Source organism: Limnobacter sp., from assembly GCF_043511195.1.
Lineage (GTDB): Bacteria > Pseudomonadota > Gammaproteobacteria > Burkholderiales > Burkholderiaceae_B > Limnobacter.
The window spans coordinates 2187653-2212326 of the sequence record NZ_CP121330.1 but is presented as its reverse complement, the minus strand read 5'-3'; the positions used below and the strand labels follow the sequence as shown (position 1 = coordinate 2212326).

Genomic DNA, 24674 nt, shown 5'->3' with positions numbered 1-24674 from the left:
CTAATTCAGACTGACAATGACGCCGAATTTCGCTGAATTCGAAACTTGGCGTGAATCCGCCGTGGTGGAATAAGAACTGGATTCAACACCGAAAAACCAGTTCGCCAAACCACCGCGATTGGTGAGCAAATACAAACCCTGACTTTCGCTGTTCAATGTGGTGCTGGACAATCGGCCCGGTGTGTAAACAAGGCTCAGGTTCTCTTGAAGTGACACTTGCAGACCACCGTAAATTGCCTTGATTAAGGACTCTGGCTTTGCTGCTGACACAGCCAAACCTGTTTTGCTTGTGTTCAGGTTCGAGGGGATAACTACCCCTTCATCCACCGCAACTCCCCTGAATAAACTGACTTTGCCCAACAATCCCGGCATGGGTTTTTCTCGATCAACCGTATTGGCGGGAGCCAGCATTCGATTGCCAAGTTTTTCGCTCACCTTCAAGGCAAGCGGCTCAGCGGCACCAAGCACCCCCAGGTAGAAGCAACCTGTCATCAGGGCAAGGGCCATCAAAGCCAGCTGTTTTGAGCCAATAAGTGCCATGACACACCCCTTCAATACAGAAATTTACTTACTTCAATTAACGGTCATCTTGAGTTTTACTGAATTGCAAGATTGGACTAACCCCACTGTGGGTGAACTACACGTTTTCGCCCTAGAATCAAGGCCAAGGCCATCCTTTAGAGTATCCAATCTACTTCAATACCTGAAAGTAACATTTTTCAGCTTTGGTGATACACTGAAATGACTACATAAAAGTCACTACTTCGAGCTACCACCTCTTGCAAGTGAACTGACCAAAATACCGGAGACAACAGCAATGCATTCTTCTTCACGAAGGACGGATTTCCTTTTTCCATTGACCCGTGTGGCCGCTGCCACTTTGTTCGGCTTGGCCTACGGGACTTCCGCCCAAGCGGGTGGTACTGCTTTTGACGCCACCAGTATCAGTGCGATGGGAAATGCCTCTGCCGGTCAAGCCGCAGAGGCCGGTGATGCATCGGTGTTGTTTGCCAACCCGGCAGCACTGACAAGGTTTAAACGCGCTGAATTAACCCAAGGTGCGGCAGTGATCGCGATTGGGACTGATTACACCTCGACCCAGAATAATGACGGCGCCGACTCCGGAGCGCCGCAAGGTCAAAACGGCCAGGTATTCAGCCGCAAAGACGGCTACGATGCCGCTGCTTTGGCCCCCAACCTGTTTATTGCCATTCCGATCAATGAAAAACTGGTCATGGGCTTTGGTGCTTCAGCTTCACATGGTTTGGTGATTCATTACGATGAAAATTTCCCGGGACGCAACCAGGGTCGCGACATTGACTTCAAAGTAACACGACTGAATCTTGGATTTGGTTACAAATTAAGCCCCACTCTTTCCTGGGGTTTGAATGGCTCATATGAGCGCTACTTTCAGTCCATCAAGTTAAAACTGAATTATCGCGAAGCTGTTGAGGCCTTGGCACCTGGCTCCGCCGCGCTGATTGAGGGGCCTGCCGGTGCATTGATTGGGGCACCACCCATTCCCGGCGAGAGTAACGCGGGCCTGCGCATGTTTGGCTGGGCATTTAACGCGCAGTTGGGTGGTTTGTGGGAGCCCACTGAAAACACCCGTGTGGGCATTTCCTATCGGCCAAAAACTGAATTTACGGGCAATCGCGGTAAATTTAAACTGGACGACTCGCCTGAACAGGCAGCCTTTCGCGCATTCCTTAACAGCGACAGCCTGATCAACAATCTTGCATTTGGGGCACTGGGTGTAAACGGTCCTCAGGCAGCCGGTGACTTGGCACCCGAACAAATCATCAAACAGGAAATTACCTTACCCGATGAATTGCGGCTTTCTGTGTTTCACCATGCCACGCCCAAACTGGATTTAATGGCCACGTATACGCGCCAGGATTTCTCGGTGACCACTTTGAATTTTGTGCGCGAAAGCAATGGACGAACACTGGAAAATATTCCGCAAAATTTTGTGGCTGCAGAATCGTACCGGGTTGGTTTGAATTACAAGCTTTACAAAAGGCTAACACTGCGTGCGGGTTACGCGATTGAAAACAGCGTCATTGACGATGAAACCAGAATCACGATTTTGCCTGACAGTGATCGACAATATTTTGCGTTTGGCGGGCAGTTCGATTTAAGCCGCGACACCAGCATTCACTTTGCTTACCAAAAACTGGACACTGACCCGGCACCGGTTGGAAACAACAAAAGCATTACACCACCTGAAGTTCGCGGTGGCGACTTTCGAGGCAATGTGCAACTGGATACTCACTTTTTTGGTGTCGGCATTACCGAGCGGTTTTAATCAGGATTGCACACCCAGTGCTCGGAATAAACCAGCAATCAATGTTGCGTAATTGGTTTGTTCCGTAGCCAATGCCTGTTCGGCGTTGGCATAAACGCGCTGTGCGTCCACCACGTCCAGAAAGCTGATCAAGCCCAATTGGTAAAGGGCATCGGCTTGCTCAAAACTCCGTTTACTTGATACCACGGCCTTGCCTAGCGCTGTTTGCCGGGACGTTGAGGCGTCGATGGCAGTTAATGCGTTCTCAACCTCTTGTGTAACCACCCGAAGTACCTGCTCATACTCGGCCAAAGCGCCTTCGGCGCGGGCCAACGCTGCATTCAGCCTGGCATTTCTGGCACCACCGTCATACACCACCTGGTTCAATGCGGCAGCCAAAGAGCCGATCAGCAGGCTGGTCGCAGGGTTTGAATTGATGGCGGTGCTTCCAATCTGAATATTGGCCATCAATTCAATGCTGGGATAAAAATCCGCTTGCGCCACGCCAACCTCAGCGGCGGCCTGGGAAAATCTCGCTTGCGCCAATTGAACATCGGGTCTGGCTTGAATGACTTGGAACGGCACGCTGACGGGAATACCCAATCGATATTCAGGCAAATTGCCCTCTGGCCTTAACAATTGTTCATAAGCACCGGGAAATTGACCGCTCAAGGTTGCCAAGCGGTGACGAGAATCTTGCAAAGCCCGTTGCAGAGGAGCAATGCTTGCTCTTAAATTCTCCACCGATGTTTCTGCGCGCCTTACATCGAGCTCGGGTGACAAACCACTTTCAAATCTGGCTTGAACAATTGCCAATGTTTTTTCCTGTAGCTCGACCGATTCCTTCAACATCGCCAATTGTTTCTGATTGCCACGCAAGCTCAAGTACTCTTGGGCAACAGCAGTACTGGTTGCGATGATCTGGGCTCGCAAACCTGCCTGTTCAGCCAAAAGGTTTGCAGCTGCCGCACGTACTTCTTGCTCAACCCGACCTGCCAGATCAAGTGGCAAAGTAAAACCGAGACCCAACAAGTTACGGCGTTCATCGCGAGCATTGTTACTGGAAGTGCTGTTGTTTCGATCTGATTTCTGGCCGCTGACCTCTGCATCCAGCTCGACCAAGAGGGAATCCCCTGCTTCGCTAAATTCCAGCAAGGCACGGGCCTCTTTAACGCGCGCTGCCGCAGCTGCGATTTGAAAATTGTTGTCAATGCTGGTGTTGACGAGCTGATTTAATACAGGATCGTTGAATCCTTCCCACCACCGAACACCAGCAATTCCAACGTCTTGAACGCTGCTCAAATTTTGCAGAATATCCTGTGCTACAAATTTTTCCGGTGGCCTGGTTTCAGACTTGGGTAAATCAGGCGGTGCGCTTGCACAAGCCGATAACAACGCAAGGGTCGATGTCAGCTTGAGTATCCAGGCGGTGCGCTTCATACGTCCACCTCGCCTTTTTTCAAACTGGTTTCATAAGCTTCAATTTCTTTGTCGAGCAATTCTGCGGCGTGTGCCCTTGGTTTCATGAAAGGCGCGATAAAGCTGTAGCCCATCGGAGCAAGATAAAGCGTAAATAAAGTGGAAAGCCCCAAACCACCCAACACCACCCAGGCAATGGCTTCACGCGCTTCGGCCCCGGGACCTGACATTAAAACCAAAGGAAGTACGCCCAATAAAGTGGATAGCACGGTCATCGCAATCGGGCGAAGCCGCATGCGTGCACCCTCCCGAATGGCCGAGTCAATGCTGTGTCCTTCATCGCGAAGCTGGTCCATCAGTTCAACCAGCAAAATCGCATTTTTAGTCATCAAACCAATGAGCAGCACCAAGCCAATTTGACTAAACAGATTCAGCGATTGATTGGTAATCAGCAAGGCAAACACCGCTGCGGCAAGCCCGAATGGCACAGTGAACATCACCACCAAAGCACTGCCCACACTTTCAAATTGAGCTGCCAACACGAGGAACACCACAATGAGTGCAACAGCGAAAGTGATCAGCATTTCATTGGAGGATTCCTCCAGCGTGGCTGCTTCGCCAAGAAAAATTAAAGTCGATGTCGATGGCAGCGTAGCATCCGCGACCGCGCGGATTTGTTGCATCGTGGTGCCCAAATCGGTACCCGGTGGAATGCCGATATTCAATTCCACCGCCCTGCGCTGGGCATGGCGGTCCAATTCAGCGGCCACTCCGCGTTCTTGTACGTTAATCATCGAGGCCAGTGGCACAAGCTGGCCTGTTTCACTGCTGGTATAAATGTTCAGCAAATCAAAGGGAGAATTCAAGCTGCCATTGCTGGAATCCAGCATTACGGGCACAGCCTGATCCCCCACACTTAAATCAAGCAACTGGTATTCGTCAGCCATAATTTGCAAAGTTTGGGTAACCCGGCTTACAGGCACCTGTAAGTCGCTGGCTTTCTCGCGATTAATTTCAAAGCCCAGCTCGGGCTGCGAAGTATCGTACTGAACGCGAACGTCCTGAACCGCATCAATCTGCTTGAGCAAGGCTTCTGCCAACAAGTCTGCATTGTTGGCCAGCACATCGTAATCATCGCCCAACAAGGCGATTTGCAAGCCGCCACCGCCACCACGAATGTTCAAGCTGCTTTCATTCCGGAAACGCACCTGTGCACCCGGGATACTCGAAAGCTCTTTGCTCAATTTGGCTGCAAGTTCTTGTTGGCTTGTGTCGCGCTCGCTCCAGTCAGCCAAATTGGCCTGAATGGCCACGCGATTCTTGTCGTATCGGCCAACAATCGTGAACATATCAGTGATGAGTCCCTGCTCTTGATAGGGTCTCATGATGTTCTCGGCAATTTGCCCTTGTCTTCCGCTGTATTCGAGTGAGGCACCATCGGGCCCGGTAAAATCAACGATCAATCGCCCCCTGTCCTCTGGGGGTACCAGTTCTTGATTCAGCAGAGTAAACGTTAATCCACCAGCAAGTGCGACGCCGAGAAATACCAACAAAAAAACCAGTCTGTGATGCAAGAAACCATCAAGGGTACGGAAATATGCATTTGCAATTCGATCTCCGAACGCTTGAAGATGACCCATCAAACGAGCGACTTGACCGGTAGAAGGCGCGTCTTCTTTCAGGAGTTTTGAAGCCAGCATGGGGCACAGGCTCAATGCAACAAAAGTACTGATGATGACCGCCATCGACAACACCATGCCGAACTCCCGAAACAGACGACCTGTTTCGCCGGGCAAAAAAGCAATTGGCAAAAATACCGCCACCAAAGAGGCAGTGGTTGCAATGACAGCAAAGAAAACCTGTTTCGTTCCCAGCAAAGAAGCCACCGTGATGCTTTCACCCAGTTTCTTGCGGCGTTGAATATTCTCGAGCACCACAATGGCATCATCGACAATCAGTCCGGTGGCCAGCACCAAGGCAAGAAGAGTCAGCATATTGACCGAAAAACCTGCCAACCAGATCGCCGCCAAAGTGCCCACCAGCGAGACAGGCATGGTGACTGCAGGAATGAGCACCGCCTTCCACTGCCCTAAAAACACAGCAATAACAATCAACACCACCACAACGGCAAACATCAGCGACATCAGTACTTCTTGCAATGCACCTTTAATGAATACTGAATCGTCGGAAATCACGATGACTTGCAGGTCCTTGGACTGCGCATTGATCTGCGCCATCCGTTTTTTCACATCGCTGGCGATCGCAATGGTGTTGCCGCCAGCCTGCCGCAAAACACCCATACCGATCACGGCACGCCCGTTCAACAGTGAGTACGATTCAGCCGACATGGGGCCGTAATAAACCTCGGCCACATCGCGAACCCGTACGCCATTTTTGATCAATATGGAATTAATGGCTTCAGTGTCAATGGTGGAGGCATTTGCACGCACCAACAGCTCTTGTTTGCCTGACAAATAACTGCCTGCCGGGACATCCAGGTTCATGGTCTCCAGACTACTGAGCACGTCGGTGGCCACCATGCCATAGCGGGCCAGCTTTGCAGGGTCCAGAAGCACCCGCAGCACACGGGGTTGACTGCCATTCAACGGAACATCTGCAACGCCATCAATTGACACAAAGGCAGGCACCAAATCACGCTCAACGCGTTCAGCAAGATCCTGTATGGCCAAGGTGTTGCTGTACACGGCAAGCTGAACCACGGGCCGAGCATCGTCGTCAGCCTTGATCACCAAAAGTTGATCGAGGTTTTCCGGCAATTGGTTGGTAATTCGACTAACAGCCTCACGCACGTCGTTGGCGGCTACGTTGACATCGATATCCGGTGAAAACTCCATGCGCACCCGCATATTGTTTTCCTCGCTCGAGCTTTGAATACGCAGCACCCCGGAGACACGTGCAACAGCCCCTTCCACCTTGGACGTCACCTCGGCATCCATCGTGGTGGGCGATGCGCCCTGGTAAACTGCACGAACAACAACTACGGGTCGGTCGATGTCAGGCAACTCCCTCACCTCGACGCCGAAAATGCTGACAATGCCGGCGAGCATGATCAACAGATTCAGCACCACGACCAGCACTGGCCTTTTCAGCCCCAGTGCGGTTAAACCGTCCGTTGCGCGACTCATCGCAATGGGTCCTCAACCTGCTCGACTCCGACACCTTCTGCAAGCCGCAAGCCACCTTCTACGACAACAATTTCACCTTCCGTGATATTGCCTTCGAGAAACACCCGACCCTGTCGGCGATCAGCCACACGCACATTCTCACGGTCCGCCTTACCATCGCGGATCATCCAGACATAGGATCCTTCCCGATCCCACTGCAGAGCAATTTCAGGCACCGACGCCAGCATTTGTCCCTTGACTGCCATTTGCACAGCAAAGGACATTCCGGGGCGCAGTAAATCGTCGGGGTTGCTGATATTTGCCCGAACCCTCAGCGAACGTTTTTCGGCATTCAGACGGCTGTCCAAGGCAACAACACGCGTTTTGAATTTCTGGCCAGGCACCGAGGGGGTGGTTGCCACAACCTCGATTTGTTCCATAGCAAGGGCACTTAGCTGGCCCACCAATGCCTCTGGAACTTCGAAATCAATGTAAATAATTTCACGGGAATCTACACCGGTAATTAAGACACCAGGTCCAATCCGCTGGCCTGGATCAATATCGGTAATTCCGACAACGCCAGCAAATGGCGCTCGAATTTGATGATTGGAAATGGCCAGCTTGGCCTGATCAACGGCAACTTGAGCAGCCTCGTAATCAGCTTGTGCTGAATCAACCTGGGTTTGGGGCACAGCTCCCTTGCCTACAGCCTGCTTGTATCGGTCCAACAAACTTTTGGTGTTTTTGAGCTGCACTTCCGCGAGCCGTAGCGCAAGTTGCTCCTCGCGGTCATCCTGCTGAACAAGCAGATCGCCTTGTTTGACTTTCTGCTGCGGCTTGAACATCACTTTCGTGACTTTTTCATCCACAATTGCAAACACCTCGGCAGACTTGTCGGCCCAACCGGTTGCAATAGCACCAAATGAACTTCCAGTGGACTCAAGCTTTACAGCTTCAACCAATACTTTGGGCGCAGCGCCTTTGCTGCCCTGCTTCGGCGCATTTTGAGATCGATCGCCCAGCAAGGTTTGAGAAACCGAGTAGGCCGCTCCCAGTGCAAGTACGAGAACAAGAAAATAAAACAGACGTTTGATCAAGCCCCAGGCTCCACTGCAGATGCGACGAGAAAGGTTATCACGTATGAAAGTACCTACATCGAGACCAAGACGCAGCAAATAAGTTCGGATTTCCCCTAGTTGCGGGGGTAAACGATAGGAAAACTTGAAGCTTGATTCGGGATTTTAATCGTCGAGATCGTCATCGTCATCGCTGACAGCATCAATGCCAGCCTCAACAACGGCACCGGTCACTTTAATACCCGTAGAGACAACCGCACCAGTGATTGAAATGGCAGCGCCAGCTGTGGCACTGACCACCGCGCAACCTTGAATGAAAGGCAAGGTACTGACAACCAGAGAGAAGAGTACTGCTTTGTTCAAGATTGGACGCATAGTCGCCTCGAAGCCGTAAATGAAAAACGCCTCTGACCCTGTGGGTTAGAGGCGTTTTGTGCCAAATTTGGCATCCCCAACCGGATTCGAACCGGTGTTACCGCCGTGAAAGGGCGGTGTCCTAGGCCTCTAGACGATGGGGACCTAAAACTGTGTGCTTTGGTGGAGGTAAGCGGGATCGAACCGCTGACCTCTTGCATGCCATGCAAGCGCTCTCCCAGCTGAGCTATACCCCCGAAGCGAAGACCGAGATTATTAATTATTTCGTTTAACTTGTCAACAAACAGCTGATACTTTTTAAACAAAACTTTTAATTCTTTTTGCCTTCTGCCTGCATTGCCTCAGCAATTTGAGCAGCCCGAATTATACACATATTTGTCGGGTACACTGCAAGTGATTTTTTCAAAAAAAAGAAGCAAACAACAAATGAAATACTGCAGCACATGTGGCACCCAGCTTGAACTCCGAATTCCAGACGGCGATAACCGCGAACGCAGCTGTTGCCCTGGGTGCGGGGCCATTCACTACGTGAACCCGAAAATTGTAGTTGGCACCATTCCGACTTATCAGGGCAAGGTGCTGCTTTGCAAGCGGGCTATCGAACCCCGTTATGGCTTCTGGACACTACCAGCAGGCTTCATGGAATTGAACGAAACCACGCACCAGGGCGCAGCACGAGAAACCTGGGAAGAAGCTGGCGCCAAAATTGAACTGGGCCCCCTGTTCACCATGTTTGATGTAATCCGGGCCGAACAGGTTCACATCTTTTTCCGCGCCGAGATGCCTACCTCTACCTTTTGCGCAGGTGAAGAAAGCCTGGATGTGAAATTGTTTTCAGAAAATGAAATTCCATGGGATGAGCTGGCTTTCAAAACCGTATCTAAAACACTCACCCTGTTTTTTGCAGACAGAAAAGCCGGGCGCTATTCCCTGCATACAGGTGATGTATTCGACCACACAGACTGGACTGATTCGCAATTCAAGGCCGGATGACAAAAACCACTATTCCCTGGCTAGACTCACCAAGCGAATTCCCCGGCACAAGCCAGGCATTGGACTACCCTCCAGGGCTGCTTGCAGCCAGCATGGAGATCAATGCAGACTGGCTTGAAGCAAGTTATGCCCGTGGCATATTTCCCTGGTACTCCCAAGGCGAACCGGTACTTTGGTGGAGCACATCGCCCAGAGCGGTGCTTTACACCGCTGAATTCAAACTGCATCGGTCACTGGCAAAAGCCATACGGAAGATGCAAGGCACCCCAGGTAGCGCAATTCGTTTAAACACAGCCTTTACAGCAGTCATGCAGGCCTGTGCAGCGCCCCGCCCAGGACAAGACGGCACCTGGATCACAGATGAAGTCATTGCCGCATACACCGTGCTTCACCAGCGAGGCCTGGCCCACTCGGTGGAATATTGGGAAGGCGATCAATTGGTGGGCGGCCTGTATTGTGTAGCCTTGGGCAAGATGGTGTACGGTGAAAGCATGTTTGCCACGAAAACCGATGCCTCCAAAGTAGCCTTCGCTCATTTTGTGTATTGGCTAAAATCACAGAATGTGCACATAATTGATTGCCAGCAAGCCACCGGACACTTGATATCGATGGGGGCCCGTACGGTAAGCAGAAAGGTGTTTGAGACTGAAATGGTGAATTCCATTGTTCAGCCCACCTTGAATTGGGAACCTCGCGAACTTAAATGGACGTATGACCAGACCTAAGGAACTGCCCTTCTCCACATTGCAGTTTTACTCGACTGCACCTTATCCCTGCAGCTATCTGGACAATAGATTGGCCAGATCGCAGGTGGCTACCCCCAGCCATTTGATCAACGCCGATGTGTACAGTGAACTGGTGCGCATGGGCTTTCGTCGCAGCGGGCTGTTTACCTACAAACCCCATTGCGATGGCTGTAACTCGTGCAAACCGCTGCGCCTGAAGGTGTCACAATTTCAAAGTAACCGCAGTCAACGCCGCACGTCAAAATCATTTTCCAGCCTGAAACCAAGCGTGCAGCGCCTTCACTTCAATTCCGAACATTACGCGCTTTACCTGAAATACCAATCTGCAAGGCACCATGGCGGCGGAATGGATGAAGACAGTCGCGAGCAGTATTCTCAATTTCTGTTGCAAACCCGCGTGAATTCACGCCTGGTGGAATTCAGAAACCCAGAAGGTAAATTGATGATGGTGTCGATCATCGACATTCTTACTGATGGCCTGTCCTCGGTGTATACCTTCTTCGACCCCGACGAGCGCAGCGGCCTGGGCGTCTACGGCGTGCTTTGGCAAATTGAACAATGCCGAGACCTGGAACTTCCCTACCTGTATTTGGGCTATTGGATCAAAGAAAGCGAGAAAATGGCCTACAAGGCCCGCTTTTCCTCCGCAGAAATTCTTCAAGACAATTTGTGGCAGCCCCTGCCTGAGCCAAGCGCCCCATAAGGTCCTGAATTCCCCGTTACAATGCGGGCTGTTCATCCAATTTACCGGTGTTTAAGAACCGCCATGCTGCTGCCCTATTCGCTTGTTCGCCCTGCCCTGTTTGCGCTCGATCCCGAGAAAGCTCACCACGTCACATTCAGTAATTTGCAAATGTTGCGCAAGCTGGGTTTGCTGAAACTTTTTTCGCCCAAAGCCGTGGCCGACCCTGTGAAAGTCATGGGGATCGATTTCCCGAACCGCGTGGGTCTGGCGGCCGGGCTGGACAAAGACGCGGCCTACATCAGCGAACTGGGTTTAATGGGATTTGGTTTTCTCGAAGTCGGTACAGTGACCCCCAAGCCACAAGCTGGTAACCCGCAACCCCGCCTGTTTCGCCTGCCACAAGCCGATGCGCTGATTAACCGGATGGGCTTTAACAATGAAGGTGTTGACACGCTGATACAAAATGTAAAAGCCAGTAACTACCCAGGCGTGTTGGGAATCAACATTGGAAAAAATGCGATTACCCCAGTGGAAAATGCTGCCGACGATTATTTGAAGGCACTGGAAGCGATCTACCCCTACGCCACATACATTACAGTCAATATTTCCTCACCCAACACCAAAAATCTTCGCGATTTGCAAGGTGGTGACAGCCTTGACATTTTGCTGGGCGCTCTGAAAGAAAAACAAAAAGCACTGTCTGATGAACACGGCTTGTACAAACCCATGGCATTGAAAATTGCGCCCGATCTGGACGACGATCAAATCGACGCCATTGCGAAGCGACTCATCCATTTCGGCTTTGACGGTGTGATTGCGACCAACACCACGATCGACAAAACCAGGGTGGCAAACCTTGCACATGGCGACGAGCAAGGTGGCTTGAGCGGTGCGCCCGTACTGGAGAAATCAACCCACGTGATCAAACGTTTGTACGCCGAACTGGGCGATGACATTCCAATTATCGGCGTGGGCGGAATTTCCAGCGGCGAGCATGCAGTAGAAAAAGTTCGCGCCGGCGCAAAGTTGGTTCAAATTTACACCGGGCTGATTTACAAAGGTCCTGAGCTGGTGACCGAGTGCGCAGCCACCATACGCATGAACTGTAAACCGCACCTGCTGAAAAAATAATACTTATTTTTTCTTGCGTTGCTGATACAGATTCGAGAAAGTTTCTCCGGTGGGCACCGGAAAATCACGTTGATCGGTCCAACCACTGGCGCCAGGCAAACTGTGAATTCCGCCTTTGCGTTTACCCCACCACGCCATGGCCTTGATACCGATACGTGACAGCAAGCGATACAAGCTTGGTCGTTGCGCCACAAACGCCCAAACCTTGAATGCCGCTTTTTCCTGCCACGGCCGCAAACCACGCGAAAACTGCTGCTCGCGCAGCTTGCGAAGCAAATCGGGTAGCGGAATTTTTACTGGGCAGACCACATGGCATTCGCCACACAAAGTAGCCGCTTGCGGCAAATCAAGCGCCTTTTCTATGCCTGTGTAGCTCGGTGTAAGCACTGAACCCATGGGGCCCGGGTACACCCACCCATAGGCGTGCCCGCCAATTTTCTGGTACACGGGGCAATGGTTCATGCAGGCACCACATTTGATGCAACGAAGCATTTCTTCAAACTCACCACCCAGCAAGCCGGTGCGACCCCCATCCAGAATCACGAAGTACATGTGCTCGGGACCGTCCAGGTCGCCCTCGCGCTTCGGGCCAGTCAACAACGACACATAATTTGAAATACTTTGTCCGGTTGCCGAGCGCGGCAAAAGGCGAATCAAGGTGGCAAAGTCCTCAAGCGTGGGCACCACTTTCTCTACACCGGTAATGGCGACATGTACGCGGGGGTTGATGGTGCACATGCCCTCGTTGCCTTCGTTGGTTACCAAGGCCACAGAACCTGTTTCAGCAATCACGAAATTGCCGCCAGTGACACCCATATCGGCCGCCAAGAACTGGGGGCGCAGAATTTCACGGGCCTCACGAGTCATTTCAGCAATGTCGGTCTTTCGTGGCAAATGGTGGTGCTTCTCAAACAGATCTGCCACCTGCTCCTTGTCTTTGTGCACCACTGGCGCAATGATATGGCTGGGCCGCTCATTGTCATTGATCTGAAGAATGTACTCGCCCAGATCAGTTTCGCGGACATTCACATCGGCAGCTTCAAGCGCCTTGTTTAGCGCCATTTCCTCGGTCACCATTGACTTCGATTTAATCACCGATTTCACGTTGTGCTTTTTGGCGATCTTTACGACTAATTGGGCCGCTTCTTGTGGCGTGCGTGCAAACAAAACTTTGGCGCCAGTCTCGGCTGCTTTTTGCTCAAACAGTTCGAGCCACACATCCAGATTTTTGATGCTGCGGTTGCGAATCTCCACAGCCGCTGAACGTGTGCCTTCAAAATCCTCAAGCTCAAGAATGCTGGTGGCACGCGCATTTACAAACTTGGATGAAAGTCGCTTGAGGTTTTCCTGCAAGCGTGGGTCATTCAACTTCTCGCTTGCCTTGCGCTCAAAAAACATGCTTTGTACTTGCATGGTGTTACTGCCCCGCTTTAAATTTGACCGGGCTTTCGGCCCGTGAGCAACTCGGCCACGTGCAACACTTGTGTGTTGTCACCCATGCGGCGCAATCGTCCCTCAATGTTCAACATACAACCCAAGTCGCCAAGCACCACAGCCTGTGCGCCGGTGGCTTTAACCTGTTCACATTTGTCTGTACAAATTGCGCTGGACACCTCACCGTATTTCAAGGCAAAGGTACCGCCGAAACCGCAACATTGCCGACTGTCTTTCATTTCCAGAATTTCTACGCCGCCCATTTTTCCAATTAAGGTACGGGGTTGCTTTTGCACACCCAACTCGCGCAGCCCACTACAAGAATCGTGATAAGTAACCTGCTTAAGTTCCGACACACCCAATTTGATTTTGTCCACCCCCAACACGTTGACCAAAAAATCCGTGAGCTCATAGGTCCGTGCAGCAAGCCTTGCGGCTCGAATTTTCAGATCGGGATCGTTTTTAAACACCTCGGTGTAGTGGGTTTTGGTCATGCCGGCACAAGAACCCGATGGGGCAACCACATAGTCAAACTGCTCAAACTCCGCAAGCCACTTCTGGGCAAGTTTGTGCGTACTTTCTTTGTCACCAGAATTCCAGGCTGGCTGTCCACAACAGGTTTGAGCTTGAGGCACCACGACCTCGCAACCTGCCGACTCCAGCAATTCGATGGTTGAGAAACCGATTGAAGGCCGCATGGAATCCACGAGGCAGGTAACAAACAAACCGACGCGCAAGGCATTTCCCCAAAAAATCTAAAAGCCACTCAAGTGTATGCAGCAAGCCGCTTTCAAGCCAGTAGTGATAACCATAACGAGTGACGTATTTCACAATATGGTTTAAACTTCCCACTGCATGAAAAGGAACTACCCCGTATGAGCGAAGAGTCGATTGGACGCACCAGTATTCAGGTGATTGAACGAATGATGCAATTGCTGGACGCATTGGCTGAACACCAGGACCCTGTTGCATTGAAAGACTTGGCCCGCGATACCAAGCTGCACCCTTCCACAGCACACCGGATTTTGAATGATCTGGTGGCTTGCCGACTGGTTGACCGCACCGACCCTGGCTTGTACCGACTTGGCATGCGTTTGCTCGAATTGGGCAATTTGGTGAAAGCCCGCTTGAACGTGCGTGATGCTGCCCTGGAGTTAATGCGCAAACTGCACCGCCTGACCGGGCAAACCGTGAATTTATCGGTTCGACAGGGTGACGAAATTGTTTATGTGGATCGCGCTTACAGCGAGCGCTCGGGCATGCAGGTGGTGCGAGCCATTGGCGGTCGTGCCCCTTTGCACCTTACTTCCACCGGGAAACTATTTCTTGCCAGTGAATCGCCAGAGAATTTAAAGCTGTATTCGGACCGTACGACTTTGCGCGGCACCACGTTAAATAGCCTGACTACACTCGACAAGCTGGAAAAAGAACTGCTGCTGGTAAGAACGGAAGGATTTGCACGGGACAATGAAGAACTGGAAATGGGCGTTCGCTGCATGGCGGCGGGCATTTATGATGATTCATCCAAACTGATTGCGGGTTTGTCCATTTCTGCGCCTGCGGACCGAATTCAGGAAGACTGGCTTCAGGAGTTAATTCACACAGCGCAAAGAATTAGCGCATCGCTAGGCTGGCAGGGTCGCGTGACCCCACCTAGCGGGCGATTCAGGCTTTAACCTATTTTGTGACGTACGTGGCGGCACTGGGCGCCACGGCCATGACGTACTCTCGAATACGTTCCGCATCAGCGAATCGGGCCTGAGAGCCCAAAGCATCAAGCAGTACGATCACCAAGTTACGATCCCCAACGCGCGCTTTCATGACCAGACAGCGCCCAGCTTCATTGATAAAGCCAGTTTTCTGAACCTGAATATCCCATTCCTTGTTTTTGATCAGGCGATTGGTATTTCGAAAGTTCAACTGCCCTTTACCCGACTGCACAGAAAATTGCGGATCAGTCGAAAATTGGCGAATCAAAGGGAAACGCTGAGCATGGAGCACCATGCGCGCCAAATCGTTGGCGCTTGATTTGTTCTCAACCGACAAACCTGTGGTTTCCGCAAAATTGGTATTGAGCATTTGCAGTGAAGACGCACGACGATTCATTTGAGATACACAGGCTGCCAAACCACCGGGATAGCTACGTCCAAGTGCGGAAGCCGCACGATTCTCGGAAGCCATGAGCGCCAAATGAATAAGCTCGCGGCGGGTGAACTCACTACCGGGCTTCAAGCGTGAGCGGGTGTTTTTGTAGTAGTCGATGTCGTCTGTTGTTATGGTGATGACGTCATCCAGATCAAGCCCTGCCTCTAGCGTCACCACCACGGTCATGATTTTCGTGATCGATGCGATGGGAACCACTGCGGATGGGTTTTTGGCATAAAGCACTTCAAGAGAATCAGCATCTGCCACCAAGGCGACCGAACTGTTGAGAGAAAGCGGGTCGTGCGCTTCTTTCAAATTGACTCTCTCGGCCTGGCCGGGCGCTGCCTGAACTGAATAGCTGAACACCATGGAAAAAGCAAGAAGTGTTGAGCCAAGTAATGCTTGATAGATCATGGTGCTTTGTCTTTATTATTTGAACAAATGTTTCGTTGAATTCTACGCAGATTTAGCTGAACCGCCAAGGGTCCAGATCGAGTGATAACAGGGTTTTAAGTCATCTAATTCGAGCGATTTCTTAAATCTACCTGCCTAGCGTAGTTTTTGATGTTGTTGACTGTATTCGGCCAAACGTTCAATGACCCCGAGTTGCAAGTCTGTTAAATGATCAAGATCGGGAAAGTATCCACCGGCCATGACCGCCGCCACGGGTAATTTACGTTTTTGAGCCCACTGCAAAACCATTCGATCGCGTTGCTCGATACCATCGTCACTCAGGGCCAGTTTGCCCAAACGGTCCGCTTGATGAACATCAAGCCCAGCGACATACAAAACAAGATCGGGCGTAAAACCCTGCTCAATCCGGGATAAAGACTTATCCAGCAGTGTGAGATATTCAGCATCGCCAGTTCCGTCGGGCAATTCGATGTCCAGGTCACTTTTTTCTTTCTGGAAAGGATAGTTTTTCTCGCCGTGCATCGAAAAAGTAAACACACTGGGGTCGTTTCTCAAAATTTCGGCTGTGCCATCGCCCTGATGCACATCCAGGTCAATCACCAGCACGTGGTGACCACCACGGGATGAGATTGCCCCGTTTTGGGCTGAGTTTAACCATGCAATCGCATCGGTTTGATAAACACGCGCAGCCACTGCCAAATCGTTGAATACACAAAACCCACCGCCCTTGCTGCGCTTGGCATGGTGAGTACCCCCTGCCAAATTAACAGAAGCACCGTGCTGCAGCGCACTTCGAACAGCAGCCACGGTGGCTCCCACAGACCTTCGGGAACGCTCCACCATTCGATCTGACCAGGGAAAACCGATGCCTCGTTGCTCATCTTTCGAAACATTGCCCGTTTCTATACGCTCTATATAGTTTGGGCAATGCGCCAAGGCCAATTGACCGGGCGTGGCTGCGTCTGGAATAGATAGCCTTGCAAAACAGGCACTTAAAGACACTTTGTCCCGGAGAATTCGATATTTCTCCATTGGAAACCGATGGCCCGGGGGCAAAGGCAGCACAAACTCATCGGTGTAGAACGCGTCAATCATGATTAATACAACAGAAGCAAATCGAATTATTGCAATGCAACATTTTTATTGACATGAGATTTTTTTTCGGTAGAATTCAATTTGTGCACCGCATCAATCGGTGTTCGACAAACAACCCTAGTGGTACGAAACCTGACGGAGCAAACTATGATGATGACCCCCGAACAATTTCTTGACGTTCAAAAAGCCAACCTTGAAAAGATCCTGGGTCTTAGCCAGCAATCGTTCAGCAACGTTGAAAAAGTAGTTGAACTGAATCTTAACGCTGTTAAAGCCTACATGGAAGATAGTGTTGAGGCCGTTAAAGCCTTGTCTTCTGCAAAAGACATTCAAGACTTCGTTGCGGTATCAACATCAGTTACACAACCCTTGTCAGAAAAAGCTGTTTCCTACAGCAAAGACCTGTACTCCCTGTCTTCTGGCATCGCTTCTGAAGCGGCCAAGCTGGTTGAAGAGCAAGTGTCTGAGAACAACAAAAAATTCGTTGAGCTGTTTGAATCAGCCAGCAAAAATGCGCCTGCCGGCTCAGAAAGTGCTGTAGCACTGATGAAATCAGCAATTACCGCAGCAAACACTGCTTACGACAGCGTAAGCAAGGCCACCAAACAAGCTGTTGAAATGGCAGAAGCCAACGTGGAAGCCGCAACCAAGGCAACCATCAAGGCCACCAACACAGCCACTACAAAGGCCCGCAAAGCAGCTTGATCGCAAGCTAATTTGCCTGTAAAGATGTCTCCTCGTTCCTCCTGGAACGAATTCTCAAAGCCTGCCCTCTTTTGTGGCAGGCTTTTTTTTATTTGATCAACTCAAATTCACAACACATGTTTTCCAGAATCTTCACCAGTTCGGTAAATGCATTCGAGACAACTTCCTTCTTGCCAAGATTGCCCCGAGCCTTCACACCCAACTCAATGTGACGTGCCAGTTTGTTGTTCCCAACGCTGGGCAGGCTATATAACCTGCAATCAGGGTAAGCCGCTTCAAGCTGTTCCATTACCGGCGTAATTCGGGCCTCTGGCGTGTTGAACAACAACAACGCTTTTTTGTATTCAAGTTCCAGGTGGTGAAATTGCGGGTAAAGCGTATCCAGCACCCAATCAATCATGGGCCAAGCCATAACGGGAAAGCCTGGCACAAAGTGATGTTGCCCCACAGTAAAACCTGCAATGCGGTTGTACGGGTTTGGAATCAGGCTGGCACCGGCAGGAAAATCGGCCATGCGCAAGCGAAACTCGTCCAGAGGCTGTCCACTTTCCTCGCAACGCTGGCGAATCAATTCCACCGCGCCCTCGTGGCGAACAATTGGCAGCCCCAAGGCTTGGGCTGCTGCTTGCCGTGTGTGGTCATCGGGGGTTCCGCCAATGCCGCCGCAACTTAAAACAATGTGCTTGCTTGCAAATGAGCGCGTCAGGGTGTCGGCCAGGAATTCACGATCGTCCCCCACCATTTGCACCCATGACAAGTGAAGTCCACGCGCTGCAAGCCGTTCAATCACGGCGGGTATGTGTTTGTCTTGTCGCAAACCTGACAGAATTTCGTCGCCCACCACAATCAAACCAATTTTAGGTACTGCCATGTTGTGCTCTTTTTTTAGTTAGATTGAATCACGGGCATGTCGATCACTTTGTCTTGCCGCACGTGAGCCAGTGCGCCCATGTAATGACGTGTAAAAGCCAAAGCCGACATCACGGGCATGATCAACAAAATTGGAGGAATGAAACTTAAGAATGCGCAAACCAAACCAATTAACCAGGCCGATGTGCTGTCGCGCCTTCTGATTTCTTTGATTTCCAGTTTGGTGGCGTGGCCAGCCAGCGAATCAAAACGCATCACGGCCATAAGCAAGTAGGCTGTCAACAAAATAGGCAATACAAACGCCATGCCAGGGATAAGCCACAGGGGCAAAGTCACGATCCACGCAATCAGAAAAATAATGACTGCTTTCAAAGTGACCCAAAGACTCATCACCATGCCGGAATCGCCTTTCTTTTCAATTCCCTGAAATTCTTTGTCGGTAAGGTAACTAACCACGGGTGGCGTGACGTACAAACCAGCAAGCAACACAGCAGAGGTTGCAACGATGGGCCACAACAAGCCAAACACCGCCAATGGCACCAAAATAAACTTGAGCCAGCCCATGAATGCAGCATCGGTTGCCAATGCATCGGCGGAAAAATCAAAACCCAGATAACCCAATGCCCAGGTTGCAGCGCTGACCAAAGGATCAATCGACAACCAAATGATCACCAACCAGAACACGGATGCGATTGCCACCGATACCAAGGTCAGCATCAACATTTTGGGTCTGAAAGAATCCACCAGTGCATTAAAAAGTATCGACATTGCATTGTTCATACATGTTCCTTTTATCGTGGAGGACTGTTACTGACGCTTGGCCATGGTTTCCCAGGCCTTTTGCAACCGTTTTACAGACACCGGCATCGGTGTACGTAACTCTTGGGCAAACAGGGATACGCGAAGTTCCTGCAATTGCCAGGCAAACTGGCTGAGACTTTCGTCCTCTTGGCCCTTGAGTTGAGAGGAAGCACGGACCCAGTGTAATTGAAGATCCATGACATCTTTCATCAGTTGCTTGTCGCGGTCGATTGAATTGCGTACCCGCTCCAGGCGAATTTGAGCAGCCTTCAAATAACGTGGGTAGTGTGTTAGCTGCTCCCAAGGTTTTTTCAGCAAAAATCCTTTGGGCAACAGCCAGTTAAGTTGATTTTGAATGTCGGCCACACATTCTGGAAACGATTTAGACAACGACTGAAGTTTCTTGCTCAATGCACTGTATTCATTAAGTATTATCAGGAGAATTTTTCCAATTTCCTGCGCAATCAAATTCATTCGGCTGCGTGCTTCCAGCACTTTGGCATTGAATTCATCCTGCGTAGCAGGCAGGCCCGCAGCCAATGCACTGCGCATCAAGGTCAGCTTGATCCACTGCTGCTGAAGCTCATCCGATGACCCCAAGGGCATGTACAGCATGGCCACCTTCTGAAAATCCAGCAGATTTTTGGTCAGGTACTTCAAGGGTTCTTTCAGGGCAATATTGAACAACCGAAGCACGCCATCCAGATGAACTTTGCGGGCAATGTCTTCCTCATCAAATACTTCCACAATGCAATGGTCGCCCATGTCTTTCAGGGCGGGGTATCCGAAAAAGGTTTGGCCGCCTCGCTTGATTTCAAGCATGTCGGGCAGGCTGCCAAAACTCCAGTCGGTGATGGGTTTGTCGTTGAAGGCATTGTTGCTCAACACAGGCGTCTTGGCCGATTCGGTTTTGGTGTTGCCGGGCTGCACCTGACCCGATCCAACTTGCGCCCGTACCTGCTCCACCACGTCCGAGCTTTTAAAACTTTCTTGCGCCTTGCGGCCCCACTCAGCCTTCAAGGCGGACAGGCTACGTTGCATGTCCAGCTGACGCCCATGCTCGTCCACCAACTTGAAGTTCATGAAGTGGTGCGGCGGCAGTGTTTCAATACGAAAATCGCTTAACAAAGGCCTGGCTGGCGTTTCGCTGGCCACGAAATCGCGCAGGCGCTCGAGCAAGGGTTTGTCATACAGCTTGGAATCGAAGTGTGCTTCAGCAAATTTTTCAGCGAACTGCGGCACCGGTACGCAATGACGGCGAAGTTTTTGCGGCAAGCTTTTCAGCAACAGCAAGGCTTTTTCTTTCAGCATACCGGGCACCAGCCATTCGGTGCGCCCTGCATTCACTTGGTTCAGCAGCATTAACGGTATGGTCAAGGTGACACCATCTCGCGGGCTGCCCGGCTCAAAGTGATAGCTCAAGTCAAATGCCAAGCCACCCATTTCCAGCTTCTTGGGATAAAACTCGGTGGTAATGTCCCCTGCTTTCTTGCTTAGCAAATCTTGCTTGTTCAGACAAAGCGCGGCCAAGTTTTCCTTACTGGCTTGTTTCGCCCAGTTTTCAAGGGTTTGCTGGTTGTAGACGCCTGCGGGCAGCTTGTCGTCGTAAAACTGGGCAATCAGGGCCTCGTCGACCAAAATGTCTTGTCGGCGGGCTTTGTGCTCCAGTTTTTCCAGGTCTTCGATCAGCTTGCGGTTGTGTACATAAAACGGCACGTTCGTTTTGACCTGCCCGGGCACCAAACCTTCATGAATCATCAAGCGGCGTGCCTCTGCCTGATTGAAACGGGCCAGGCTAACGCGGCGTTGGGAATAAATCGGCAAGCCATAAATAGTGCCGGTTTCCAGGGCAACCGCCTGGCCAGAACCCTTCTCCCAGTGCGGATTGTTGTGGTTGCGTTTCACAAGATGCGCGCCCACTTTCTCAATCCAGTCAGGCTGAATTTTGGCCACACTGCGGGCATACAGCCGGGTGGTTTCAACCAGCTCGGCTGCCATAATCCACTTGCCGCCTTTCTTGAACAAGTTGGAACCGGGATGGATTGAAAACTTGATGCTGCGTGCGCCCAGATAGACCGGATCAGTCTCGTGTTTCAAGCCAATATTGCCCAGCAAACCGGCCATTAATGCCAAATGGATTTGGTCGTATGTGGCCGGTGTGGCGTTCAATGTCCATTTTTGGTCTTTCACCATGGCGGTGAGCTGTTGGTGAACCTCACCCCATTCCCGCAGCCGGTTCGCAGATAAAAACTTGCGCTGAAGCGTGTTTTTCATCTCACGATTTGTTGATCCTTTTTCTTTTAAATCAATATAAAAATTCCATAACTTAAGAAACGACATGAAATCAGACTCAGCATCGTCGAATTGCTGCTGAGCATTGTCCGCGGCTTCTTGTGCGTCAATTGGACGGTCGCGCGGGTCTTGAATTGACAAGGCGGCGGCCAGCACCAGCAGTTCATTCAAACAGCCTCGTTGGCTGGCTTCGAACAACATTCGGGCAATGCGTGGATCCAAAGGCAGTTTGGCCAAGGCCCGACCAATTTTGGTTAAGTGGCCGGCATCGTCCAGCGCATTCAGCTCGCTGAGCAACTGATAACCATCGGCAATTGCGCGGCCCATTGGTCGCTGCAAAAATGGAAAGTCCTCCACCTCGGTCAGGTGCAGGCTTTTCATTCGCAAAATAACGGAGGCCAATGATGAGCGAAGAATTTCCGGATCGGTGTAGTCAGTACGACCGGCAAAATCAGACTCAGCGTACAAACGAATGCACACACCGTTTGCAACCCTGCCGCAACGCCCTGCCCGCTGGTTGGCCGATGCCTTGGAAATTCGCTCGATCTGCAACATTTCAACCTTGTTGCGGTAACTGTAGCGCTTCACACGGGCCACACCAGAATCAATCACATAACGGATGCCCGGCACAGTGAGCGAGGTTTCTGCCACGTTGGTGGACAGTACAATGCGCCTGCGCCCGCTGGGTTTGAAAATACGTTCTTGCTCCTGCGCAGTAAGCCTCGCAAACAATGGCAAAATTTCCAGCGTTTGACGCATGTTCTTGCCCAGGAAATTTGCCATGTCGCGAATTTCACGCTCGCCGGGTAAAAACATCAGAATGTCGCCCTGACCCTCGCGGCAAAGTTCTTCCACAGCGTCGAGCGTGGCGGCTTGAAAGGCGTCTTCGTCCACCTCATCAGCGGGATTCACAGGGGCATTTTTTCTGCGACTGGTGTCAAAGTCGTTGGGGTCTTTGTAGCGTAGCTCAACCGGGTACAAGCGGCCAGACACTTCAATAACCGGGGCTGGTTTGCCCTGCAAATTCTCGAAGTGTTTTGAAAAACGTTCGGCGTCAATGGTGGCCGAGGTGACGATCAACTTCAAATCCGGGCGTTTGCCCAGCACATCCTTCAAATAGCCCAGCAGAAAATCGATATTCAGGCTGCGCTCATGCGCCTCATCGATAATGATGGTGTCGTACTTCTTGAACAGTGGATCCGTTTGGCTTTCAGCCAGCAAAATACCATCGGTCACCAATTTCACCGCCGTACTGGCATTGGATTGGTCTTGAAAGCGAATTTTAAAACCCACCCACTGGCCAATCTCGGAATTCAGTTCCTGTGCAATTCGCTTGGCCGTGGCTGTGGCGGCCAGGCGGCGTGGCTGGGTGTGCACAATGCTTTGCCCATTCAGGCCGCGCCCCAATTCCACGCACATTTTTGGCAATTGTGTGGTTTTGCCTGAGCCTGTTTCACCGCACACAATCACAACCTGATTCTCTGCAATCAGTTGCTTGATCTCAGTGCGGCGTTGGGAAACCGGTAACTCTTCGGGGTAACGAATTTCGAGTGGCGACAGGAGGGTTTGTTCTTTTGACAACACAAATAACCAATATTGGGTTCAAATTCCGATCAAATCGGGCAAAAACAGCGAGAAGACTGGACTGCACGCAATCGGAAATTATAATCAATCGAACGAGCGGCCACGGCTGCCCCACAGTGTATTCCCTTTTTTCAGGACAGCCCCCAAGCCAATGAGCAACACCCCCAGCCACGACGACCTTTCCATGAACAGCCAAACTTTTGTTCAATGGCTACGAACTGTTGCGCCCTACATTCACGCCTTTCGTGGCAAAACGTTTGTGGTGGCTGTCGATGGCGAGCTGGCCTACCAAGGCTATCTGAATTCATTGGCTCAGGATTTGTCGTTGTTGCACGCCATGGGCATGCGCATTGTGCTGGTGTGTGGTTCCCGCCCGCAGGTTGAAGAACAACTGGCTTTGCGCAACATTCAACCGGCGTTTCACAAGGGCTGGCGGATCACCGACAAAGGCGCGCTGGAATGTGCCAAAGAAGCGGCGGGTGAACTTCGCCTGGACATTGAAGCGGCTTTCTCACAAGGCCTGCCCAACACACCCATGGCACATTCGTCCATGCGCGTCATTTCCGGCAATTTCATTACTGCACGGCCCATGGGTATTCTGGAAGGCGTGGATTTGCAACACACCGGCCTGGTTCGAAAAATCGATGTAACCGCCATTCAGATGAGCCTGAACAGCAACGCAATTGTGTTGTTGTCCACCATTGGCTTTTCGCCCACGGGCGAGGCGTTCAACCTGACCATGGAAGACGTTGCAACCAGCACTGCGCGGGCCATGAAGGCCGACAAGCTGATTTTCGTCACACAGATTGAGGGAGTTTTCGACAAAAGCGGCAAGTTGCTTGAGGAACTGGAGCTGGACAGGGCTCGCGAAATCATGCAGCAAGAGGATCTTCCCGAGCTGACCAAGGATTACCTGGAGTGCTGCATTTTGGCGGTGCAAGGCGGCGTGGGCCGGGCACACATTGTGCCCTTGAATCTGGACGGCGGTGTGATGCTGGAATTGTTTTCGCACGATGGCGTAGGCACCATGGTGTCTGAAGAAAACCTGGAAAGCCTGCGTCAGGCAACGCTCGATGATTCCGGTGGTATCAAAACCCTGATTGAACCGCTTGAAATGGCGGGCGTGCTGGTGCGCCGTGGGCGCGATCGCATTGAACGCGACATTGACCACTTCACCGTGCTGGAACACGATGGCATTTTGTGGGGCTGTGCGGCCATGTATCCCTACCACGCCGAAGGTGTGGCCGAACTGGCTTGCCTGGTGGTGCATCCTTCCTGGCAGGGCACCGGCGATGGCGAACGGCTCTTGAAGAAACTTGAACACGATGCGCGCAAGCAGGGCTTGAAGCAGCTATTTGTACTGACCACACAAACTTCGCATTTCTTTTTGAAACGCGGCTTTGTGGTCGGCGATGTGGACAAGCTGCCGATTGAACGAAAACGCTTGTACGACTGGAACAGAAAATCTCAAGTAATGATCAAAACACTGTGATTCAA

Annotated in this window: 20 protein-coding genes and 2 tRNA genes; 8 read left to right on the top strand and 14 right to left on the bottom strand. The window is 51.3% G+C overall.

Annotated elements, in window-relative coordinates; all coding sequences use genetic code 11:
* Positions 1-540: a hypothetical protein gene (locus tag P0D43_RS10515; protein WP_394672383.1), complete on the bottom strand. Its 540-nt coding sequence runs from the start codon at positions 538-540 to the stop codon at positions 1-3.
* 277 nt (positions 541-817) lie between these two features.
* Here P0D43_RS10515 and P0D43_RS10510 point away from each other — a divergent pair, with 277 nt between their 5' ends.
* The gene (locus P0D43_RS10510) at positions 818-2308 is read left to right on the top strand and encodes an OmpP1/FadL family transporter (RefSeq protein WP_394672382.1); all 1491 of its coding nucleotides are present in this window, start codon (positions 818-820) and stop codon (positions 2306-2308) included.
* On the opposite strand, the gene P0D43_RS10505 is transcribed toward P0D43_RS10510, so the two are convergent.
* The 6 genes from P0D43_RS10505 to P0D43_RS10480 all read right to left on the bottom strand — a co-directional run bounded on the left by P0D43_RS10505 (position 2309) and on the right by P0D43_RS10480 (position 8518).
* On the bottom strand, positions 2309-3727 hold the full coding sequence (locus tag P0D43_RS10505) for an efflux transporter outer membrane subunit (protein WP_394672381.1): 1419 nt from the start codon (positions 3725-3727) through the stop codon (positions 2309-2311).
* A complete protein-coding gene (locus tag P0D43_RS10500) occupies positions 3724-6852 on the bottom strand; it encodes an efflux RND transporter permease subunit (protein ID WP_394672380.1) in 3129 nt (1042 codons plus the stop codon). Before P0D43_RS10500 ends, P0D43_RS10505 begins: the two co-directional genes overlap by 4 nt.
* Entirely contained in the window at positions 6849-7928 is a 1080-nt protein-coding gene (locus tag P0D43_RS10495; RefSeq protein WP_341236395.1) for an efflux RND transporter periplasmic adaptor subunit, read from the bottom strand. Before P0D43_RS10495 ends, P0D43_RS10500 begins: the two co-directional genes overlap by 4 nt.
* Positions 7929-8072: 144 nt before the next feature.
* The gene (locus tag P0D43_RS10490; protein ID WP_394672379.1) at positions 8073-8282 is read right to left on the bottom strand and encodes a hypothetical protein; all 210 of its coding nucleotides are present in this window, start codon (positions 8280-8282) and stop codon (positions 8073-8075) included.
* 68 nt (positions 8283-8350) lie between these two features.
* A tRNA-Glu gene (locus P0D43_RS10485) sits at positions 8351-8426 on the bottom strand.
* 16 nt (positions 8427-8442) lie between these two features.
* Positions 8443-8518 (bottom strand) — tRNA-Ala (locus P0D43_RS10480).
* A gap of 190 nt (positions 8519-8708) precedes the next feature.
* On the opposite strand from P0D43_RS10480, the gene P0D43_RS10475 reads away from it, so the two are divergent.
* The 4 genes from P0D43_RS10475 (at position 8709) to P0D43_RS10460 (ending at position 11837) form a co-directional block, all read left to right on the top strand.
* Positions 8709-9275 carry an NUDIX hydrolase gene (locus P0D43_RS10475; RefSeq protein ID WP_159570127.1) on the top strand — a complete coding sequence of 189 codons (567 nt, stop codon included), beginning with the start codon at positions 8709-8711 and terminating at the stop codon, positions 9273-9275.
* Entirely contained in the window at positions 9272-10000 is a 729-nt protein-coding gene (gene aat, locus P0D43_RS10470; protein WP_394672378.1) for a leucyl/phenylalanyl-tRNA--protein transferase, read from the top strand. The genes P0D43_RS10475 and aat overlap by 4 nt, the downstream gene beginning before the upstream one ends.
* Complete coding sequence (locus P0D43_RS10465; protein ID WP_159570123.1) at positions 9987-10724, top strand: arginyltransferase; 738 nt, start codon at positions 9987-9989, stop codon at positions 10722-10724. The genes aat and P0D43_RS10465 overlap by 14 nt, the downstream gene beginning before the upstream one ends.
* Before the next feature lie 63 nt (positions 10725-10787).
* Entirely contained in the window at positions 10788-11837 is a 1050-nt protein-coding gene (locus tag P0D43_RS10460) for a quinone-dependent dihydroorotate dehydrogenase (RefSeq protein WP_341236398.1), read from the top strand.
* A 3-nt stretch (positions 11838-11840) separates the two neighbouring features.
* Here P0D43_RS10460 and P0D43_RS10455 read toward each other — a convergent pair whose 3' ends face one another.
* On the bottom strand, positions 11841-13250 hold the full coding sequence (locus P0D43_RS10455) for a LutB/LldF family L-lactate oxidation iron-sulfur protein (RefSeq protein WP_394672377.1): 1410 nt from the start codon (positions 13248-13250) through the stop codon (positions 11841-11843).
* Positions 13251-13267: 17 nt separating this feature from the next.
* Positions 13268-14008 carry a (Fe-S)-binding protein gene (locus tag P0D43_RS10450; RefSeq protein WP_159570119.1) on the bottom strand — a complete coding sequence of 247 codons (741 nt, stop codon included), beginning with the start codon at positions 14006-14008 and terminating at the stop codon, positions 13268-13270.
* 138 nt (positions 14009-14146) lie between these two features.
* Here P0D43_RS10450 and P0D43_RS10445 point away from each other — a divergent pair, with 138 nt between their 5' ends.
* Positions 14147-14947 (top strand): IclR family transcriptional regulator, encoded by an 801-nt coding sequence (locus P0D43_RS10445; RefSeq protein WP_159570117.1) that lies wholly within the window; start codon positions 14147-14149, stop codon positions 14945-14947.
* A 1-nt stretch (position 14948) separates the two neighbouring features.
* Here the strand turns inward: P0D43_RS10445 and P0D43_RS10440 are convergent, their stop codons facing one another.
* Both P0D43_RS10440 and P0D43_RS10435 read right to left on the bottom strand, forming a co-directional pair.
* Positions 14949-15830, bottom strand: coding sequence for a serine hydrolase (locus tag P0D43_RS10440; RefSeq protein WP_394672376.1), 882 nt, complete (start codon positions 15828-15830; stop codon positions 14949-14951).
* Positions 15831-15965: 135 nt separating this feature from the next.
* Complete coding sequence (locus P0D43_RS10435) at positions 15966-16925, bottom strand: histone deacetylase (RefSeq protein WP_341236401.1); 960 nt, start codon at positions 16923-16925, stop codon at positions 15966-15968.
* Between the two features lie 150 nt (positions 16926-17075).
* On the opposite strand from P0D43_RS10435, the gene P0D43_RS10430 reads away from it, so the two are divergent.
* Positions 17076-17630, top strand: a complete 555-nt coding sequence (locus P0D43_RS10430; RefSeq protein ID WP_341236435.1) for a phasin family protein — start codon at positions 17076-17078, stop codon at positions 17628-17630.
* 88 nt (positions 17631-17718) lie between these two features.
* Here P0D43_RS10430 and P0D43_RS10425 read toward each other — a convergent pair whose 3' ends face one another.
* From P0D43_RS10425 to hrpA, 3 genes are read right to left on the bottom strand one after another with little or no spacing between them, the layout of a single operon-like run.
* Positions 17719-18501, bottom strand: a complete 783-nt coding sequence (locus tag P0D43_RS10425; RefSeq protein WP_159570113.1) for a molybdopterin-binding protein — start codon at positions 18499-18501, stop codon at positions 17719-17721.
* 14 nt (positions 18502-18515) lie between these two features.
* A complete protein-coding gene (locus P0D43_RS10420; protein ID WP_341236402.1) occupies positions 18516-19280 on the bottom strand; it encodes an EI24 domain-containing protein in 765 nt (254 codons plus the stop codon).
* Between the two features lie 27 nt (positions 19281-19307).
* Positions 19308-23177 (bottom strand): ATP-dependent RNA helicase HrpA, encoded by a 3870-nt coding sequence (gene hrpA, locus P0D43_RS10415; RefSeq protein WP_394672375.1) that lies wholly within the window; start codon positions 23175-23177, stop codon positions 19308-19310.
* A 151-nt stretch (positions 23178-23328) separates the two neighbouring features.
* Between hrpA and argA the strand changes: the two genes are divergently transcribed.
* Positions 23329-24669, top strand: coding sequence for an amino-acid N-acetyltransferase (gene argA, locus P0D43_RS10410; RefSeq protein WP_159570107.1), 1341 nt, complete (start codon positions 23329-23331; stop codon positions 24667-24669).
* Positions 24670-24674 lie beyond the last annotated feature (5 nt).

What these genes read in the sequence shown, in the direction of transcription:
- P0D43_RS10475 (WP_159570127.1), top strand. Translation starts at nt 8,709, where the DNA reads ATGAAATACTGCAGCACATGTGGCACCCAGCTTGAACTCCGAATTCCA.
- P0D43_RS10445 (WP_159570117.1), top strand. Translation starts at nt 14,147, where the DNA reads ATGAGCGAAGAGTCGATTGGACGCACCAGTATTCAGGTGATTGAACGA.
- P0D43_RS10455 (WP_394672377.1), bottom strand. Translation starts at nt 13,250, where the DNA reads ATGCAAGTACAAAGCATGTTTTTTGAGCGCAAGGCAAGCGAGAAGTTG.
- P0D43_RS10440 (WP_394672376.1), bottom strand. Translation starts at nt 15,830, where the DNA reads ATGATCTATCAAGCATTACTTGGCTCAACACTTCTTGCTTTTTCCATG.
- aat (WP_394672378.1), top strand. Translation starts at nt 9,272, where the DNA reads ATGACAAAAACCACTATTCCCTGGCTAGACTCACCAAGCGAATTCCCC.
- P0D43_RS10460 (WP_341236398.1), top strand. Translation starts at nt 10,788, where the DNA reads ATGCTGCTGCCCTATTCGCTTGTTCGCCCTGCCCTGTTTGCGCTCGAT.
- P0D43_RS10430 (WP_341236435.1), top strand. Translation starts at nt 17,076, where the DNA reads ATGATGACCCCCGAACAATTTCTTGACGTTCAAAAAGCCAACCTTGAA.
- P0D43_RS10510 (WP_394672382.1), top strand. Translation starts at nt 818, where the DNA reads ATGCATTCTTCTTCACGAAGGACGGATTTCCTTTTTCCATTGACCCGT.
- P0D43_RS10420 (WP_341236402.1), bottom strand. Translation starts at nt 19,280, where the DNA reads ATGAACAATGCAATGTCGATACTTTTTAATGCACTGGTGGATTCTTTC.
- P0D43_RS10465 (WP_159570123.1), top strand. Translation starts at nt 9,987, where the DNA reads ATGACCAGACCTAAGGAACTGCCCTTCTCCACATTGCAGTTTTACTCG.
- P0D43_RS10435 (WP_341236401.1), bottom strand. Translation starts at nt 16,925, where the DNA reads ATGATTGACGCGTTCTACACCGATGAGTTTGTGCTGCCTTTGCCCCCG.
- P0D43_RS10505 (WP_394672381.1), bottom strand. Translation starts at nt 3,727, where the DNA reads ATGAAGCGCACCGCCTGGATACTCAAGCTGACATCGACCCTTGCGTTG.
- argA (WP_159570107.1), top strand. Translation starts at nt 23,329, where the DNA reads ATGAGCAACACCCCCAGCCACGACGACCTTTCCATGAACAGCCAAACT.
- P0D43_RS10500 (WP_394672380.1), bottom strand. Translation starts at nt 6,852, where the DNA reads ATGAGTCGCGCAACGGACGGTTTAACCGCACTGGGGCTGAAAAGGCCA.
- P0D43_RS10515 (WP_394672383.1), bottom strand. Translation starts at nt 540, where the DNA reads ATGGCACTTATTGGCTCAAAACAGCTGGCTTTGATGGCCCTTGCCCTG.
- P0D43_RS10425 (WP_159570113.1), bottom strand. Translation starts at nt 18,501, where the DNA reads ATGGCAGTACCTAAAATTGGTTTGATTGTGGTGGGCGACGAAATTCTG.
- P0D43_RS10490 (WP_394672379.1), bottom strand. Translation starts at nt 8,282, where the DNA reads ATGCGTCCAATCTTGAACAAAGCAGTACTCTTCTCTCTGGTTGTCAGT.